Origin of the sequence: Streptomyces sp. 3211.6 (genome assembly GCF_003634815.1) — a bacterium.
GTDB classification, from domain to species: Bacteria; Actinomycetota; Actinomycetes; order Streptomycetales; family Streptomycetaceae; genus Streptomyces; species Streptomyces katrae_A.
In genome coordinates this window covers 750,100-765,514 of the sequence record NZ_RBXC01000001.1, presented here as the reverse complement: position 1 = coordinate 765,514, position 15,415 = coordinate 750,100, and the positions used below count along the sequence as shown (strand labels likewise).

Genomic DNA, 15,415 nt, shown 5'->3' with positions numbered 1-15,415 from the left:
CGTCAGGCGGGCCGTTCGTCGGCCCGGCCGTCCTCCAGCCCGGGCTGGCCCGCTCCGCGGTGGCCGGGGCCGACCGAGCAGGCGGAGGCCAGGGCGCGGTCCAGGCGGGCGTGGAACTCCACGAAGCCCGACGTGCGGCTGAGCTGTTCGACCGGGTCGCTCAGCCGGTGGGGGCCCACGAGCAGCAGGCGCCGGCCGCGCGCGGACAGGGTGCGTCCGAGCTCGGTCAGCACGGCGCCGGCGGCCGGAGTCATCAGCCGCAGGCCCCCGAGCTCGACCACGTACGCCGGTGTGCCCGGATCGGCGCCGGCCAGGGCGTGCCGCAGGGCCGAGCGGTCGTGCGGCTCCACGGAGCCCTCCAGGAAGACCACCCAGTGGCCGTCGTCGGCGTCCGGCGCCTCCAGCCGCGCCCGGCTCACCTCGAAGCCGCGCGCGCCGTCCCGTCCCGGCGGCGCCGTTCCCCGTGGCGCGGTCCCGGGGACCTGCCCGTCGGTGGCGGGGACCGCCGGCCCGGCCACCTCCAGGAGGCGCCGGACGGCGGGCGGGGCGGCGGTGACGGTCAGCGGCCGGTGCCGGGCCGCGGCCTCGCGCTCCACCTCCAGGAGCGCGTTCAGTCCGGAGCAGTCACGGAAGTTCGCCCGGGCGATGTCGAGGCTGATCCCGGCAGGGCAGGCATCGAGGGCGGCCAGCAGCGTCCGCCGGAGCTCGCCGGCCCGGTCGGTGTCGATCTCGCCGGTGATCCGGACGGCGGCGGCGTCCGGGCCCTCGCGCCGGACGGTGACGTTCATCGGTCCGTCGCGGCGGGCGCGCCCTTCGCGGGGGATCTCGGGGACAGCGGAGGCGGTCATGGCAATCTCCCGAAGGCCCGAAATGATGCTCTGATCGGATTTTCAACGGATTCCTCGCATACGTCAAGGTTTACCGGAAATCCGATACATGTGATCCATGACCCCCAATATGCGGCATAGTGGTGTATATGGAACCGGCTATCGCGCGTCGCCCCCGGTGGACCTTCCTCACCAGCCACGCCCGCGTCCTCCTGGCGATCTCCCGGGACCCCGGGGTCCGGCTGCGGGACGTGGCGGCGAGCTGCGGTCTCACCGAACGGACCGTGCAGGCGATCGTCGCCGACCTGGAGCACGACGGCTACCTGCTGCGGGACCGCGCCGCCGACGGGCGGCGCAACCGGTACGCCATCGTGCCCGGCGGCCGGTTCCGCCACCCCGCCGAAGCGGGGCACGAGATCACCGGCCTCCTCGAGCTCCTCGCCGCGGGTCCGCTGCCCGCCGTCGGACCGGAGCGGGCGCCCGCCGGGCTGCCGGAGTCACAAGAGACCCGCGGCGCCGCCGGGCGGTGAGGAGCGACAGGCCGGAGGGACCGGGCGGCTGGGAGGTGAGCACCGTGCCCCTGGACCGGTCGGAAGAGCACGATCCCCGAGCCCGCGGGGACCCGGGGCAGCGCGCCCCCGCCGACGGGCCCGGCGACGTCGTGCGCGAGCTGCTGCACGCCCTGGACGGCGTCCCCTCCGAGCTCCTGCCCTCCCGGCTCTGCGACGCCGTCCTGGTCCTGCTGCCCGTGAGCGGGCTGGCGGTGAGCACGAGGGGCGAAGGGGGCGGCGGTGCCGTCCCGTTCTGCGCGAGCGACGCGACCGCGGGCCGGCTCGTGGAGCTCCAGTCCACCCTGCAAGAGGGTCCGGCCGTGCGGGCCCTGGAGGTCTTCGCCCCCGTACTGGCCCCCGACCTGGCCGGCGGCTCGGACGCGCGCCGGTGGCCGCTGTTCGCCCCCCGGGCCGTCGAGGCCGGGGCCCGGGCCGTGTTCTCGCTGCCGCTGGGCACCCCCACGGTGGTGCTCGGCACCATGGACCTCTACCGCGACAGCCCCGGTATGTGCAGGGCGTCGGACCTGCGCGTGGCCATGCTCGCCGCGGACGCCGTCACCGTACTGCTGGCCGCCTTCGGCCACGGCCCCGCCCCCGTCGAGGGGGTCGCGGCCTGGCTGCATGACGCCGAGAACCACCGGACCGAGGTCTACCAGGCAGCCGGAATGATCATGTCCCAGCTGAAGCTGGGAGCCGACGAGGCGCTCGCGCTGCTGCACGCCCGGGCCTTCCGCGAGGGAGGCACCGCGACCGAGGTCGCCCGCGCTGTGATCGGCCACGCCACGGACTTCCGCGAGAACGACTGAGGGCTGTCCCCGGTCGGCTTCCCCGGACCGGCGGCGCGCCCGGGGGTGTCCGGCGGCCGAGCCCGGGCAGACGCGGCACCGGGTGCTCACGGAGCAGCCCGCGGCCATGGCCGCCGCCCATGGCCGCCCGCCCCCGCGAAAGGTGCTGTCCATGACCGAGTTCGGCTACTTCCTGGCGTGCGAGGAGTTCACCCCCGCGCAACTGCTCGACCAGGCCCGCCGGGCCGAGGAAGCCGGATTCACCCGGCTGGCGATCTCCGACCATTTCCACCCGTGGAACGACGCCCAGGGCAACAGCCCCCTGGTCTGGTCGATGATCGGCGCACTGTCGCAGATCGTCGACCTGCCCGTCACCACCCTGGTCACCTGTCCCACCGTCCGCATGCACCCGGCCGTCACCGCCCAGGCCGCGGCCACCTCCAGCGTGCTCCTGGACGGCCGCTTCACCCTCGGCGTCGGCACCGGCGAGGCCCTCAACGAACACGTCCACGGCGACCGCTGGCCCCCGTTCGCCGACAGGGCCGCCATGCTGGAGGAGGCCGTCGAGGTCATGCGCAAGCTCTTCACCGGCGAGCTCGTCAGCCATCGCGGCGCGCACTACACCGTCGAGAACGCCCGCCTGTACACCGTGCCCGACGCCCCGCCGCCGGTCTTCGTCTCCGGTTTCGGACCGAACGCCGCCGAGCTCGCCGGGCGGATCGGGGACGGGTACGTCCTGATGAGCCCGGACCAGGAGCTCGTCGGCGCCTTCCGGGAGGCCGGCGGCGCCGGGAAACCGGTCGCCGGCGGGCTGAAGGTCTGCTGGGACGAGGACCGGGACCGGGCCGTGGACACCGTCCACCGCCTCTGGCCCAGCGAACTGCTCCCGGGCGAACTGGCCCAGATCCTGCCCACCCCCGCCCACTTCGAGCAGGCGAGCGAGCTGGTCACCCGGGAACAGGTCGCCGAGGCCGTGCCCTGCGGCGACGATCCCGAGACCCACATCGAAGCCGTCCGCGCGTACGTGGACGCCGGCTTCGACGAGGTCTACATCGGCCAGATCGGCCCCGGCCAGGCGCCGTTCTTCGAGAACTTCCGCACCAAGGTCCTCCCCGCCCTGTCGCCGTCCCGCTAGCCCGAGTCCGTGCTGTACGCGCTGGCCGGGGCTCCGGAGAAGCAGCGGGTCTGGGAGCGCTTCCCCGCCTGACCGGGGACGGGGGCTCAGGGCGGGGGCGGGTGGAGGCGCCGCCGGTGCCGTCGGGGACCACCCGCCCCCGCCGGCCCGCACCTGCACGGTGCGCCCTCCGGCGCACCGCCTACGGCTCCTCCTCCGACTCCTCCCACGGCTCCTCCTCGACCACGTGCACGGCCGCCTCCTCGGCGGAAGCCGCCCCGCCGTCGATGCCGGTGTCGCGGGCCAGTACGGACAGGTGCCGCACCGGCGGCCCCTCCTCGGCCGGGGCCATCCGGCCGGCCCGTTCCCGGCCCGCCGTCGACTCGTCGCCGTACGGATCGCCGGTCATGTCCCCGCCGCCCCGGCTGCGTCCGTCCCCGTCCAGGTCGTCCCCCGGAGCGGCCTGCGAACCGAGGTCCGTGCCGGCGTACCCGGCCTCCGGCTCCTCCTGTGCGAGCCGCTGGTCGAGCGTCTCCCCGGCACGCTGCTCCCCGGCGGTGGTTCCGTACCCGGTGGCCGCGAGGGGCCGGTCGGGCGGGGAGTAGCCGGTGTCCAGGGTCTGGTCCAGGTCCGGCTCGCCGAGGGCGTTCTCCATGTCCGGCTGAGCCTCACCGGGCTCTCCTTCCGGTGGCGGCTGGTACACCTCGTCCCCCCGGGCTTCGCTGGCGCTCATGGACGTCGGCTCCTCTCGGGCGGGCTCTCACCGTCGCTCCCGCCCCCGGCGGGGCGACCGCTGCCGAACAGGTCGAGCATCCGCTCCATGACCTCGTCGAAGTCCTGCCATGGACCACCCGCTTCCGCGGCGGCCCGGCGGGCGTTCCCGTCCGCGCGGCTGCTTCCCTTCGCGGGCATGGCGACCTCCTCTCCGACTCTCGGATGCGGGCTTCTTCCCCGGATCCGCGGGCCCATGCCGTGCGAAAGGGTGAAGGCCGGGTGCCCAGGACCCCGCCCGGAGCGGGGCCCTGGGCCCCTGACGCCTCCAGGGCCTGGCCCGGGGCGCGACCGTTTGGCCGGGCGGGCCCGGGTAGACGCCGGGGAGACCGGCCGGACGCCAGCCGGGCGCCGGCCGCTTCCCTTCCAGGAGTCCGCTATGCGCCCCTCACGCTCCGTCATCGCGGCGGCCGTCGCCGCCGTCGCCATGGGCACCTTCACCCCCGCGGCCCTCGCGGCCGGACAGGCGGGGAACGACGACCAGAACTTCGTCGTGACCGTCCACCAGGGCAACCTGGCCGAGATCGCCGCCGGTACGGACACACGGATGAACGCACAGGACACCTGCGTCAAGGACGTGGGCCGCACGCTGGTCAAGGACCACACCAAGCTGGACACCGACCTCAGGGCGCTCGCGCAGAAGCTGGACATCTCCCTCCCCGACAAGCCCACCGAAGCCCAGCAGGCGCAGCTCAAGCAGATCCAGGGCAAGGCCGGGACCCCCGGCTACGACACGGCGTGGCTGAAGGCCCAGGCCGACGCCCACCAGGCCACCCTCAAGACCATCGACGACGAGATCGCGCGTGGTGACAGTGCCCAGGTGGTGGCCGCGGCGAAGGACGCGCGCCCGGTGGTCGCCATGCACCTCGACATGGTCCGCGGCGGCACCTGCCACGTCATGGGCTGACCAGACGGCAGCAGGGGACCGGGGCCCCGGGGGGTTCAGGCCGCACGGGCGGGGCAGACGCGTAACGGGACCGCGGGGCGCGTCGTGTTCTTCCCCCCGGTCCACGACCCCCGCGGTCCCGCCCGGCCCCCCTCACCTCCCCCGGGGCCGGGCCCTATGCCGTCTCTTCCGGATCTCGCCTGGCCCGCGCCGCCCGGCACCGCACCTCGCCGTTCACCTGGCTCCTGTGGAGACGGCCGGGGTGCGGTGCGGCTCCGAGAGGAGGGCCGCCAGTGCCAGCCGGGCGCGGGCGACCCGGGAGCGCACGGTGCCGATGGGGCAGCCGACCGCGGCCGCCGCCTCGGCGTAGCCGAGGCCGTAGACCTGGGTGAGGAGGAAGGCCTCCCGGCGCTCGGCCGGTATCACGGCCAGCAGGTCCGCCAGCGCGATCCCGTCCTCGAAGCCCGGCAGCCCGGACGGCTGGCTCCGCTCGGCGGCCGCCTGCCAGTCCTGCCGGTCCGCGAGCCGGGGACGGGCGGCGGCGCGGCGGAAGCCGTCCGCCACGGTCCGGCGGGCGATGGACAGCAGCCAGGTCCGCGCCGAGGAGCGGCCCTCGAAGCGCGGGAGGGCGGCCAGGGCGCGCAGGAACACCTCCTGGGTGAGGTCGTCGGCGGCCTGCGGGTCGCCGCTGAGGTGGGCCACGTAATGCCACACGTCGCGGTGGAGCGCGCGGACGAGGCGGTCGGTCTTGGCCGGGTCGCCGTCGCGTGCTTCCAGGGCCAGCCGGGTGGTGCGGGCATCGGAGCCCGGGGTGTGCGGGGCAGGGGTCATCGCCACAAGTTCCTTCGAGGGCACGGGTGATCCGGCGCCGTGCGTCGGCACCGGTGAAGGGTGTCCGGCCTGCCGCAGGGCATGGCCGGGGCCCGGGCCGCGACGCGTGGAGGCGTCGCCGGGGGCCCGGGGGAGCCGGCTGTCAGGAGACAGCGGTTCCCTTCGGCGGACCCCGTGAGGTGAGGGAGCGGACGAGGAGCAGCCGGCGCGGGGGGTGCTCCCGGCGGGCCCGCAGGACGTGCACCGGCGGGTGGTGAGGGGCCGGCGTGAACGGGCCGAACAGCACGCGCAGAGGAGTCCGCAGCCGTGCCGCCAGCGCGCGCAGGACGCGGAAGACGCCCCGCTCCGCGTAGGCGAGCCACAGAGCGCACAGCACGGCGGCCAGCAGGTGCCCCGCGAGCATTCCGACGGCGGAGGGGTCCGCCGGGGACAGGTGCGCCATGGGGTGCCCGCCGCCCGGCATGGCCGGCATGGACATGGCCGGCATGGACGCCGACGGCATGGGCATCGACGGCATCTGCATCTGCATGGCCGGCATGCCCCGCGCGGCGCCCGCCGTGTGCGCGCCCGCCGCAGCCGTAGCGGACGCAGCCACCCGCTGCGCCAGGCTGAACCCGCCGTGCAGCGCGCCCTGGACGGCCAGGGCCGCCGAGGTGACGGCCAGCGGCCCGCGCTCGCGGCCCGCGAGGCCCCAGGCCCCCGCCGCCGTCCCCGCGAACGCGGCCGCCGGCGCCCACCAGGGGACGGGACGGTCCGACATCAGGAGGTGCCCGGCCGCCGCGAGCAGCACGCAGACGGCCGCGAACATCGCGGCCCGCGCGGCTCGTAACCAGTGGCCCGGGGTCATGGCGCGTTCATCCTCGCACCGCCCCTCCGCCGGCCCGGAGCCGGGCGCCGGGAGGACGGCGGGCCCCGACTCCCCGTCCCCGCAACGGAGCTGAGGGCCCGGCCCGGTCCTGCCCCCGGCCCGGCCGTGCCGTACCGGACGATTTCCGGCGGACCGCCCCGCCACGTGTCCGGAGCCTGGTCAAAAGGGGGCCGCGTGCGCAAGGATCACGGCCGCACCACGCACGTACCTCCCCACCCCCGTCCCAGGAGGATCTGTATGGCTCGCCGCATATCCCGCGGCCTCGTCGCCGTGGCCACCGCCACCGTGGCCACGCTCACCCTCGCCGGCCCGGTCTCCGCCCGGTCCGCCGGCACCGCCGCGGCCGGCTCCCCACCGCCCCAGGCGCGGATCTTCATGGTCAACCCCGTCCAGTCCTCCGGCGACCAGACGCTGACCGACGGCAAGGACGGCAACGCGGCCGTCCCCGCCTCCGCCTACACCCTCGCCGCGCTGCGCAACCTCGACGCCGGCGACACCCTCTCGGGCAAGTGGGCGGCCGTACGGTCGGAGACCGGTGCCCCGGTCCGTGTGGCGGACGCCGCCTCCTTCAGCCGCAAGGACGACGGGTTCGAGCAGGTCATGGCGTACTTCTGGGTCAACCAGGCGCAGGAGTACCTGCAGAGCCTGGGATTCGGCAGCGAACTGCCCGGCGCCAACGACCGCGTGCAGCCCGTGCGGATCAACCAGTGGGGCGCCGACAACTCCTTCTTCTCCGACAAGAAGGCCGAGATCCGCTTCGGCAAGGGCGGCGTGGACGACGCCGAGGACGCGGAGGTCATCGTCCACGAGTACGGGCACGCCGTGCACAACGCCCAGGTGCCCGGCTTCGGCACCTCGCCGGAGGCCGGTGCGATCGGCGAGGCCTTCGGCGACTTCCTGGCCGTCTCCGTCGGCGCGTACGCGGACGAGCAGTACGGCTGGCCGCGCAAGACCGACCTGGCCTGCGTGGGCGACTGGGACTCGGTGGAGTACAGCGCGGCCCCGCACTGCCTGCGGCGCGTGGACGGGAACAAGGTCTACGCCGACCGCGTCGGCGAGGTCCACGCGGACGGGGAGATCTGGTCCCGGGCCCTGTTCGACATCCGGCAGGCGCTCGGCGCGCGGACGGCCGGCCGGATCATCGTCGACGCCCAGTTCGGCTTCCGCCCGGACACGAGCTTCCAGGACGCGGCACTGACGACCGTCGCCACCGCGCAGCGCATGTACGGGGCGGACGCGGCGGCCGCCGTGCGCGCGGCCTTCCGGGCCCGGCAGATCCCCGGGGTGTAGGCGTGCGCAGGTGCCGCCGGCGCGGGCCGGCGGCACCTCGGAGGCGGGATGAACGTTCAGGCGTTGAGCAGGCGGTTGAAGAACGAGCGGTAGTGCTGGAGGGCCTGGCGCAGGTCCTCCGTCGCCACGTCGTCACCGCGCTGCCACTGCCCCTCCAGGTCCTGCTTGTGCGAGGCGAAGGTGCCGGCGAGGCTCTGCATCACCTCGGCCACCAGGGTGTCCGCCGAGGTGACCGCCTCGCGCGGGTCGTCGACGAAGCGTCCCTGGATCTCGCTCCAGGCCGTCCGGTAGCGCTCCGCGTCGGCGGTGTCGAGCAGGGGCTGCCCGTCACCGTTCCCGGCCGCTCCGGCTCCGGCGGCCACTCCGTCCCCGGACCCCTCCGCCGGCCGGTCCTCCGGCTCGTCGTCCGTGCGGTCCGTCAGGACCTCCTCGTCGTCCTCGTCCCGGTCGGCGGCGGATCCGCCGGACAGGGACTCCCCGGACAGGGACTCACCGGTCGCCTCGCCCGGGTAGGCCGGGGGGGCCGCGTCCGGTTCGCCGGCCGCGCCGGGTCCCGCCAGGTCCTCCGTGGTCAGGGGGGCTCCGCCCCGTATGTCGTCGTGGGTGCCCATGTCACCGGCTCCTCTGGTCCGTCAGCAGTTCGTCGAACAGGGCGCGGTAGTGCACCATCGCCGCGCGGAGTTCCTCCGTGGTCGCCCGGCCGTCCGCGCTGCGCGACCTGACCTCGTGCGCGGCCCGGTAGTGCTCCAGCGTCCGGCCGTGGTCGACCGACAGGTCACGGACGGCACCCTGGTACCCGTCGGTGGGGTAGCCGCGCTCCCGCATCAGCTTCGCCACCAGGTCGTCGGCCTCGTCGACCGCGCCCGCAGGCTGGTCCACGAAGTGCTCCTGGACCTCGCTCCACCGGTCGGCGAACTGGCGCCGCCGCTCGGGCGGCAGCTCCCGGATGTCGAGCTTGTCGTGCCGGACCTCGCGGGCGTGCAGGTCGCGCTCGGCGGCGAGGACGCCGCCCTTCTCCTCGACCGCGCGCTCGTACTCCGGTCCGAAACGGTGGCGCAGATGACGCCGTCGCGCGAGCAGCCCGAGGGTCACGGTGATGGCGAGCACCACGACCACGGCGACCACCACAACGGCTATGAGTGTGCTTGTCGACATCTCGGTCCTCCGTCCCGGGTTTGCGTCGCCCGCAGGGACGCGGCTGCCCACCCCGCCGGGCGGCAAACCGGCTCCGGCCGCCCCAAAAGGTGAACGGAGCCTCAGTACAGCGGATTGTGGCCCGGCGGTACGGCCTCCCCGGGCGGCACCGGGCCGGGGGCCGTGCCGTCGCCGAAGGGGCGGCCGCCGAGGGCGGCCCGGCCGTGCGGGGCGAGCCAGCCCCGGGCGTCGGGGCCGGCCGGCACGATGCCGGTCGGGTTGATGTCCGTGTGCACCAGGTAGTAGTGCCGTTTGATGTGGTCGAAGTCGATCGTGTTGCCGAAGCCGGGCGTCTGGAACAGGTCCCGCGCGTAGTCCCACAGGACCGGCATCTCGCTCAGCTTCCGCCGGTTGCACTTGAAGTGGCCGTGGTAGACGGCGTCGAAGCGCACGAGGGTGGTGAAGAGCCGGACGTCGGCCTCCGTGATCGTGTCCCCGACCAGGTAGCGGGAGTGCTCCAGGCGCTCGGAGAGCCAGTCGAGCCGGTCGAACAGCTGCCGGTACGCCCGCTCGTACGCCTCCTGGGAGCCGGCGAACCCCGCCCGGTAGACACCGTTGTTCACGTCCCGGTACACCACCTCGTTCACCGTGTCGATCTGCGGGCGCAGCTCCCACGGGTAGAGCGCCGGGGCGCCCGCGCGGTGGTGGGCCGCCCACTGGAGCGACAGGTCGAGGGTGATCTGCGGGAAGTCGTTGGTCACCACCCGCCCGGTCGGGACGTCCACGATCGCCGGCACCGTGATCCCCCGGTCGTAGCCGGGGTCACGGGCGAGGTAGGCCTCCTGGAGCCGCTCGATGCCGAGCACCGGATCGCGGCCGCCCGGGTCCAGGTCGAAGCTCCAGCTGCGCTCGTCGTGGACCGGCCCGGCCACGGCCATGGGCAGGGCCTCCTCCAGCCCCAGGAGCCGCCGGACGATGATCGCCCGGTTCGCCCACGGACAGGCCCGGCTGACCACGAGGCGGTACCGTCCGGGCTCCACGGGGAAGCCGTCCCGGCCGTCCGCGGTGATCCGCGTGGTCAGGTACCGGTCGTCGCGGGAGAACTCCTGGCCCGAAGTCACGTAGCTCACGGCGGGCGCCTACCCGGAGCGGGCCGCGGTGAACGCGGACCCGCCGGCCCGGGCGCGGGCGGCGCACGCCCCCGGCGGGCACGGCGGCGCCCACTCCCGGAGCCCCCGGACCCGTGCCCGCGGCCGGACTGGAGGAGAACGTTGCGGGAAGGACAGGATGCGGGCGCCCCGGACCCGGCGGACGCACTGTGAGATGGCTGTGAAGCGACGGGCCAGGGGGGTCCGGCGTGCGGGAAGAGTGCCGACAAGTTCTATATTCGTACGAACCATCCACGCGCGGCGGCCCGGCTGCGGTGATCAGGGGGGACGACAGGCATGGCGGACACCGACACCGTTCCGGGCACCCGGACGGGGTCCCGGAGCGCGCGCAAGCTCCAGCGCAAGGCACGCAGCCGCAAGCGCCTGGGCATAGCCGTGGCCGTCCTCGCCCTCGGCGGGGCGGCCGCCACGGCGTACGCGTTCACCCTCGGCGGCGCCCCCGCCCAGGGCGAGGCCAAGCTCGCCGCAGCGGAGAGCGCCGCCGAGGCGGCCGCCGCGGCGAAGGGCGCCGAGCAGCCCTGGGACGGCAAGGTCAAGGTGCTGGGCGACGGCTCCACCTCCTACACCGGGCCCCAGCCGGGACAGCTCAAGCCGGAGAAGCTCAAGCCCGGCGAGAAGCCGCCGCAGTTCGTGGTCTTCTCCTGGGACGGCGCCCTGGAGGGCGACGACCACCTCTTCTCGCACTTCCGTCAGGTGGCCAAGGAGAGCAACGCCCACATGACGTTCTTCCTCACGGGCATCTACCTCCTGCCCGACTCGAAGAAGATGCTCTACCGCCCCCCGCAGCACCCGCAGGGCTCATCCGCCATCTCCTACCCGACCGTGCCGCACGTGAAGTCCACCCTCGCGCAGCTGCGCGGCGCCTGGGCCGACGGCGACGAGATCGGATCCCACTTCAACGGGCACTTCTGCGGCCCCAAGGGCGGCGGGGACTGGAGCCCCGAGGAGTGGAAGAGCGAGATCGACCAGACTTACGCGTTCGTCAAGAACTGGAAGACCAACACCGGCTTCACCAATGAGGCCCCCCTGCCGTTCGACCCGGACCGCGAGGTCGTCGGCGGCCGCGCACCCTGCCTGGAGGGCCAGAAGAACCTGCTGACGGCGATCAAGCCGTACGGCTGGCGCTACGACGCGAGCTCTTCCGGCGACTTCCAGCTGTGGCCGTCCAAGCAGAGCGGCATCTGGAACTTCCCCCTCCAGCTCGTCCCCCTCCAGGGCAAGGAGCTGCAGGTCCTCTCCATGGACTTCAACTTCCTCTACAACCAGTCCGGCGACAGCACCAAGGGCGACCCGGCGAAGTACCGGGGCTGGGAAGCGCAGACCCGCTCCTCGTACCTGAACGGCTTCAACCGCGTCTACAACGGCAGCCGGGCCCCCATGTTCATCGGAAACCACTTCGAGGACTGGAACGGCGGCATCTACATGCAGGCCGTCGAGGACGTGATGCGGGACGTCTGCCCGCGCCAGGACGTGCGCTGCGTGTCCTTCAAGGAGCTGTCGGACTGGCTCGACGCCCAGGACCCCAAGGTCCTGGCCCAGCTGCGCATGCTCGATCCCGCGCAGGCGCCCGACTGGAACACGCTGGTCAAGTAGGCCCGCCGGGGCCGTTCCCGGCCCCGGCCCCGCCGCGGTCTACTTGACCGCCTTGATGTAGTCCGTCCACAGCCGCACCGCCCGGTCGCTGCCCGGCGTGCCCGGCGCGTCCCCGCCCAGCCCCGTCAGCGGCAGCGCGATCAGGTCCGTCAGCGCCATCCGGTAGACGACCACCGCCGTGGACTCCTGCGCGGTATTCGCCACGAACCAGCCCGCCGTGTTCGCGGCGGTCGTCCCCGTCTTGCCGGCGGCACCCGGCTGCGCCTTGGCCGCCGCCTTCGCCGCCCCCTCGGTGACCGAGCTGCGCAGGGCCTCCGTCACCGACCGGGCCGTCTTCGCCGACATCGCCCGGACCGGCTTCGGCGCCTCCAGGGGCACCGCCGCCCCGTTGCGGGTGGCCGAGCGCACCGAGTACGGGTCGGTGTGCATGCCGTCGGCCGCGAAGGTCGCGTAGGCGCCGGCCATGCGGATCGCGCTGGGCTTGGAGTTCTCCCCGAGCGAGAACGTCGGGATCCGCGTCCCGAGGCTCGACGGCAGCAGACCGGCGCGCTCCGCGAACGACTCCACCCGGTCCAGCCCCACGTCGAGCCCGAGCTGGAGCATCGGGGTGTTCACCGAGTTCGCCACGGCCTGCTGGAGGGTCACCTGCCCCCAGCTCTTGTTCCCGTCGTTGTGGCCCTTGACCACCTTGCCGCTGCGGTCCCAGTACGGCCCCTCCGGCGTCTGCACGGTCACCTGGTCGTTGCCGTCGTACACCGTGGAGGGGGAGACGGGCGTGCGGTCCTTGCCGCGGGTGCGCACCACCCCCTCCTCCAGCGCCGCCGCGTACACCAGCGGCGTGAACGCCGTCCCGACCGGGATCGTCGTCGAGTTCGCCTGGTTGAACCCCTGCTTGAGGTAGTCGGGCCCGCCGTAGACCGCGAGCAGCCTGCCGTCCGCGGCCACGCTCGCCGCTCCGATCTTCGCGTGCGCGTCGGTCCCGGGCCGCTTCTCCGCGTCGAAGTCCTGCTGCGCCTTCTGCACGGCGTCGGTCAGCGCCGCCATCCGCGACCGGTCGAAGGTCGTGTAGATCTGGTAGCCGCCGAGGTCGAAGTCGGAGTCCTTGATGTGCCCCGCCTTGATCGCGTAGGCCTTGGCCAGTTCCACCAGGTAGCCGTTCTGCGCACCGGGCGTGCCGGCCGTGCCCGGGCCCGTGGGCTCCGGGAACGTCTTGTACGTCGCCCGCTCCGCGGGCGTGAGCGCCCCCGTCTCGACCATGCGGTCCAGGATCCAGCTCCAGCGCTCCACCGCCCGCTTGTGGTTCTCCGGGCCGAGCGTGGGGTCGTACAGGCCGGCGCCCTTGAGGAGGGAGGCGAGGAAGGCGCCCTCGCTGGCGTTGAGCTTCGAGACGTCCTTGCCGTAGTAGGCCTGGGAGGCGCGCTGGATGCCGTAGGTGCCGCGGCCGAACCAGCTGGTGTTGAGGTAGTCCTGCAGGATCTGCTTCTTGCCGGTCTGGTTGTCCAGCTTCAGGGCCAGCAGGATCTCGGTGAACTTCCGCGAGAGGGTGCGGTCCTGGTTCAGGTAGGCGTTCTTCACGTACTGCTGGGTGATGGTGGACCCGCCCTGGGTCTCGCCGCCGGTGAGCGCGGCGCGCACGGCGCGCATGACCCCGGAGGGGGAGACCCCGGGGTCGGTGTAGAAGCTGGCGTTCTCGGCCGCGAGCACGGCCCCCTGGACCTTGGGGGGCACCTTGTCCAGGGGCATCTCCTGCCGGCTGACCCAGCCGGTCCGGGCCATGGTGGAGCCGTCGGCCCAGTAGTAGACGTTGTCCTGTTGTGTGGCGAAGGAGTTGAGGTCGTCCGGTATGTCCGTGGTGGCGTACGCGATGCCGACGAAGGCGACGAGACCCGTGAACAGGTACAGGAAGGCGCCCAGCCACTGGCGCCAGGAGGGTATCCAGCGGCGCCAGCCGCTGCGCCCGGGCCTCGGGTACGCCGGCCGCATCCGCCGCAGCAGCGGGCGCACCCGGGCGGCGGCGGGACCGAGCACCCGCTCCAGAACCGGCGCGAGCGCCCGCAGCCGGCCCGCCCCCGCGCGGGGGCGACGGCGCGCCCCCGGCCCGCTCCTGCGGCCCGGGGAGGCCGCCGTGCCGGCGTCCGAGGACGCGCGTCTGCCCCGAGACCGGCCCCTTCCGCCCGTATCGTGCCTGGCCACTGCGGATGCTCCCTCTTCCGTGCTTTCCCGGACACCCTAGATGCATTTGCTGTGAGCCGTTCCAGGGGTCCACGGCCGGCGCCCCCCGCCGCCGGGGGCCCCTCCGCATGCAGAAGCGGAGTCGGACGGCTGCGCCCGCGGGCGGCTCCTACAGGGCATCCGGTGACAAACCGGAACGCGGAGAATCGCTCGGCTAGTTGTGCGAAAATTCCGTCCTCCCGGTCCGTGTGGACCGGGTGACAAGGGGAAAACAGTGATACCTAAGAGGTTCAGGCCCGCCGCCATCGCGGCCCTGACCGTGGCCCTGGCGTCCGGGGGGTTCTTCGCCTACTCGGCGAACGCCGTCTCCGGCCCCGTAGCGGCCGACCAGGCCACCACCGATGCCTTCGGGCGCCTCGCGGACGACGTGCTCTCGCAGCGCACCCAGGCACTGGTCGACGGCCAGACCGTGCGCCACGGCCACGGCCAGGGGGGCAAGAAGAAGGCCCGCATGTCGGACGGGCTGAAGAAGGAACAGGACGCGGCGATCCAGTCGCTGCGCGACCGCAAGACGCGGCTGGCCCAGCTGGGCGAGGTCTACAGCGGTGCCGACACGAAGGTGACCGTCGACCGCGCCACGGTGACCGGGGGCAAGGCGACCGTCCAGGTCACCGAGCAGACCACGCTCACCTACAAGAAGGTGCAGGGGGACGAACCCTCCACCACCGACTTCAAGACGCGCTACGAGCTCAGCCTCACCGGCAAGAAGGGCGGTGACTGGGAGCTCCAGACGATCAAGTCCCAGGAGGACGGCCCCGTCGCGGTCAACGAGCCCGTCGCCGCCAAGGCGGCCGTCGTCACGGACGACGGCAACCAGTACCCGGACGGCACGCCCGCGTCCACCAAGTACCCGGCGACGGCCAAGCCCAAGACGCTGACCGGCGGAGCGTACGACTACGCGGCCATGGCGCAGTACGCCGAGAAGTACTGGAGCAACTACAACCCGGCGTACCGCAAGTTCAGCGGCAACGGCGGCGACTGCACCAACTTCATCAGCCAGGCGCTGAAGGCGGGCGGATGGAAGCCGGTACCGGGCACCTCCACGGACTACCGCAACTGGTGGTACGACGGCACCCGCCAGTCCGACTCGTGGGTCGGCGCCAACGAATGGGCCTGGTTCACGCTGTCCAACCAGCGGGCCGCCAACCTGGCCAACGTCTACCAGCTGGACGTCGGCGACATCCTGCAGGCGGACTTCAACCGGGACGGGTCCAAGGACCACTCCATGATGGTGACGTACCGCAGCAAGGCCGGCATGCCTTACCTGACGTACCACTCCACCAACACCTACCGGAAGTCGCTCGCGAGCATCCTGGCGTCCTATCCGAACGCCGTGTACTACGCGTACCGCACCTGACGGACGG

The 15,415-nt window shown here is 73.4% G+C and carries 16 protein-coding genes; 7 read left to right on the top strand and 9 right to left on the bottom strand.

Annotation, left to right across the window (positions count from 1 at the left end; translation table 11 throughout):
* Nucleotides 1-2: 2 nt before the first annotated feature.
* Nucleotides 3-848 carry an STAS domain-containing protein gene (locus BX286_RS03805; RefSeq protein WP_121014512.1) on the bottom strand — a complete coding sequence of 282 codons (846 nt, stop codon included), beginning with the start codon at nt 846-848 and terminating at the stop codon, nt 3-5.
* A gap of 128 nt (nt 849-976) precedes the next feature.
* Between BX286_RS03805 and BX286_RS03800 the strand changes: the two genes are divergently transcribed.
* The 3 genes from BX286_RS03800 (at nt 977) to BX286_RS03790 (ending at nt 3,298) form a co-directional block, all read left to right on the top strand.
* Complete coding sequence (locus BX286_RS03800; RefSeq protein WP_121014511.1) at nt 977-1,357, top strand: helix-turn-helix domain-containing protein; 381 nt, start codon at nt 977-979, stop codon at nt 1,355-1,357.
* Nucleotides 1,358-1,392: 35 nt separating this feature from the next.
* Entirely contained in the window at nt 1,393-2,184 is a 792-nt protein-coding gene (locus tag BX286_RS03795) for an ANTAR domain-containing protein (RefSeq protein ID WP_100862295.1), read from the top strand.
* A 151-nt stretch (nt 2,185-2,335) separates the two neighbouring features.
* A complete protein-coding gene (locus BX286_RS03790; protein WP_100862294.1) occupies nt 2,336-3,298 on the top strand; it encodes a TIGR03557 family F420-dependent LLM class oxidoreductase in 963 nt (320 codons plus the stop codon).
* Nucleotides 3,299-3,479: 181 nt separating this feature from the next.
* Here BX286_RS03790 and BX286_RS03785 read toward each other — a convergent pair whose 3' ends face one another.
* Both BX286_RS03785 and BX286_RS03780 read right to left on the bottom strand, forming a co-directional pair.
* Nucleotides 3,480-4,010 (bottom strand): DUF5709 domain-containing protein, encoded by a 531-nt coding sequence (locus tag BX286_RS03785; RefSeq protein ID WP_079430915.1) that lies wholly within the window; start codon nt 4,008-4,010, stop codon nt 3,480-3,482.
* Entirely contained in the window at nt 4,007-4,189 is a 183-nt protein-coding gene (locus BX286_RS03780; protein ID WP_079430916.1) for a hypothetical protein, read from the bottom strand. The genes BX286_RS03785 and BX286_RS03780 overlap by 4 nt, the downstream gene beginning before the upstream one ends.
* Before the next feature lie 238 nt (nt 4,190-4,427).
* Between BX286_RS03780 and BX286_RS03775 the strand changes: the two genes are divergently transcribed.
* The gene (locus tag BX286_RS03775) at nt 4,428-4,955 is read left to right on the top strand and encodes a DUF4142 domain-containing protein (RefSeq protein ID WP_261993334.1); all 528 of its coding nucleotides are present in this window, start codon (nt 4,428-4,430) and stop codon (nt 4,953-4,955) included.
* 213 nt (nt 4,956-5,168) lie between these two features.
* Here BX286_RS03775 and BX286_RS03770 read toward each other — a convergent pair whose 3' ends face one another.
* Nucleotides 5,169-5,765 carry a sigma-70 family RNA polymerase sigma factor gene (locus tag BX286_RS03770; protein WP_079430917.1) on the bottom strand — a complete coding sequence of 199 codons (597 nt, stop codon included), beginning with the start codon at nt 5,763-5,765 and terminating at the stop codon, nt 5,169-5,171.
* A gap of 142 nt (nt 5,766-5,907) precedes the next feature.
* A complete protein-coding gene (locus BX286_RS03765) occupies nt 5,908-6,612 on the bottom strand; it encodes a hypothetical protein (protein WP_121014510.1) in 705 nt (234 codons plus the stop codon).
* 258 nt (nt 6,613-6,870) lie between these two features.
* Between BX286_RS03765 and BX286_RS03755 the strand changes: the two genes are divergently transcribed.
* A complete protein-coding gene (locus BX286_RS03755) occupies nt 6,871-7,923 on the top strand; it encodes a M4 family metallopeptidase (RefSeq protein WP_121014509.1) in 1,053 nt (350 codons plus the stop codon).
* Nucleotides 7,924-7,979: 56 nt separating this feature from the next.
* On the opposite strand, the gene BX286_RS03750 is transcribed toward BX286_RS03755, so the two are convergent.
* The 3 genes from BX286_RS03750 to BX286_RS03740 all read right to left on the bottom strand — a co-directional run bounded on the left by BX286_RS03750 (nt 7,980) and on the right by BX286_RS03740 (nt 10,187).
* Nucleotides 7,980-8,534, bottom strand: a complete 555-nt coding sequence (locus BX286_RS03750; RefSeq protein ID WP_079430921.1) for a hypothetical protein — start codon at nt 8,532-8,534, stop codon at nt 7,980-7,982.
* Nucleotide 8,535: 1 nt separating this feature from the next.
* Complete coding sequence (locus tag BX286_RS03745) at nt 8,536-9,078, bottom strand: hypothetical protein (protein WP_079430922.1); 543 nt, start codon at nt 9,076-9,078, stop codon at nt 8,536-8,538.
* Between the two features lie 101 nt (nt 9,079-9,179).
* Entirely contained in the window at nt 9,180-10,187 is a 1,008-nt protein-coding gene (locus BX286_RS03740) for a glutathione S-transferase family protein (protein WP_187344074.1), read from the bottom strand.
* Between the two features lie 315 nt (nt 10,188-10,502).
* Between BX286_RS03740 and BX286_RS03735 the strand changes: the two genes are divergently transcribed.
* Entirely contained in the window at nt 10,503-11,819 is a 1,317-nt protein-coding gene (locus BX286_RS03735; protein WP_237293187.1) for a hypothetical protein, read from the top strand.
* 39 nt (nt 11,820-11,858) lie between these two features.
* Here the strand turns inward: BX286_RS03735 and BX286_RS03730 are convergent, their stop codons facing one another.
* The gene (locus BX286_RS03730; RefSeq protein WP_121017527.1) at nt 11,859-13,802 is read right to left on the bottom strand and encodes a transglycosylase domain-containing protein; all 1,944 of its coding nucleotides are present in this window, start codon (nt 13,800-13,802) and stop codon (nt 11,859-11,861) included.
* A 463-nt stretch (nt 13,803-14,265) separates the two neighbouring features.
* On the opposite strand from BX286_RS03730, the gene BX286_RS03725 reads away from it, so the two are divergent.
* Nucleotides 14,266-15,408, top strand: coding sequence for an amidase domain-containing protein (locus BX286_RS03725; protein ID WP_079430924.1), 1,143 nt, complete (start codon nt 14,266-14,268; stop codon nt 15,406-15,408).
* Nucleotides 15,409-15,415: the final 7 nt, after the last annotated feature.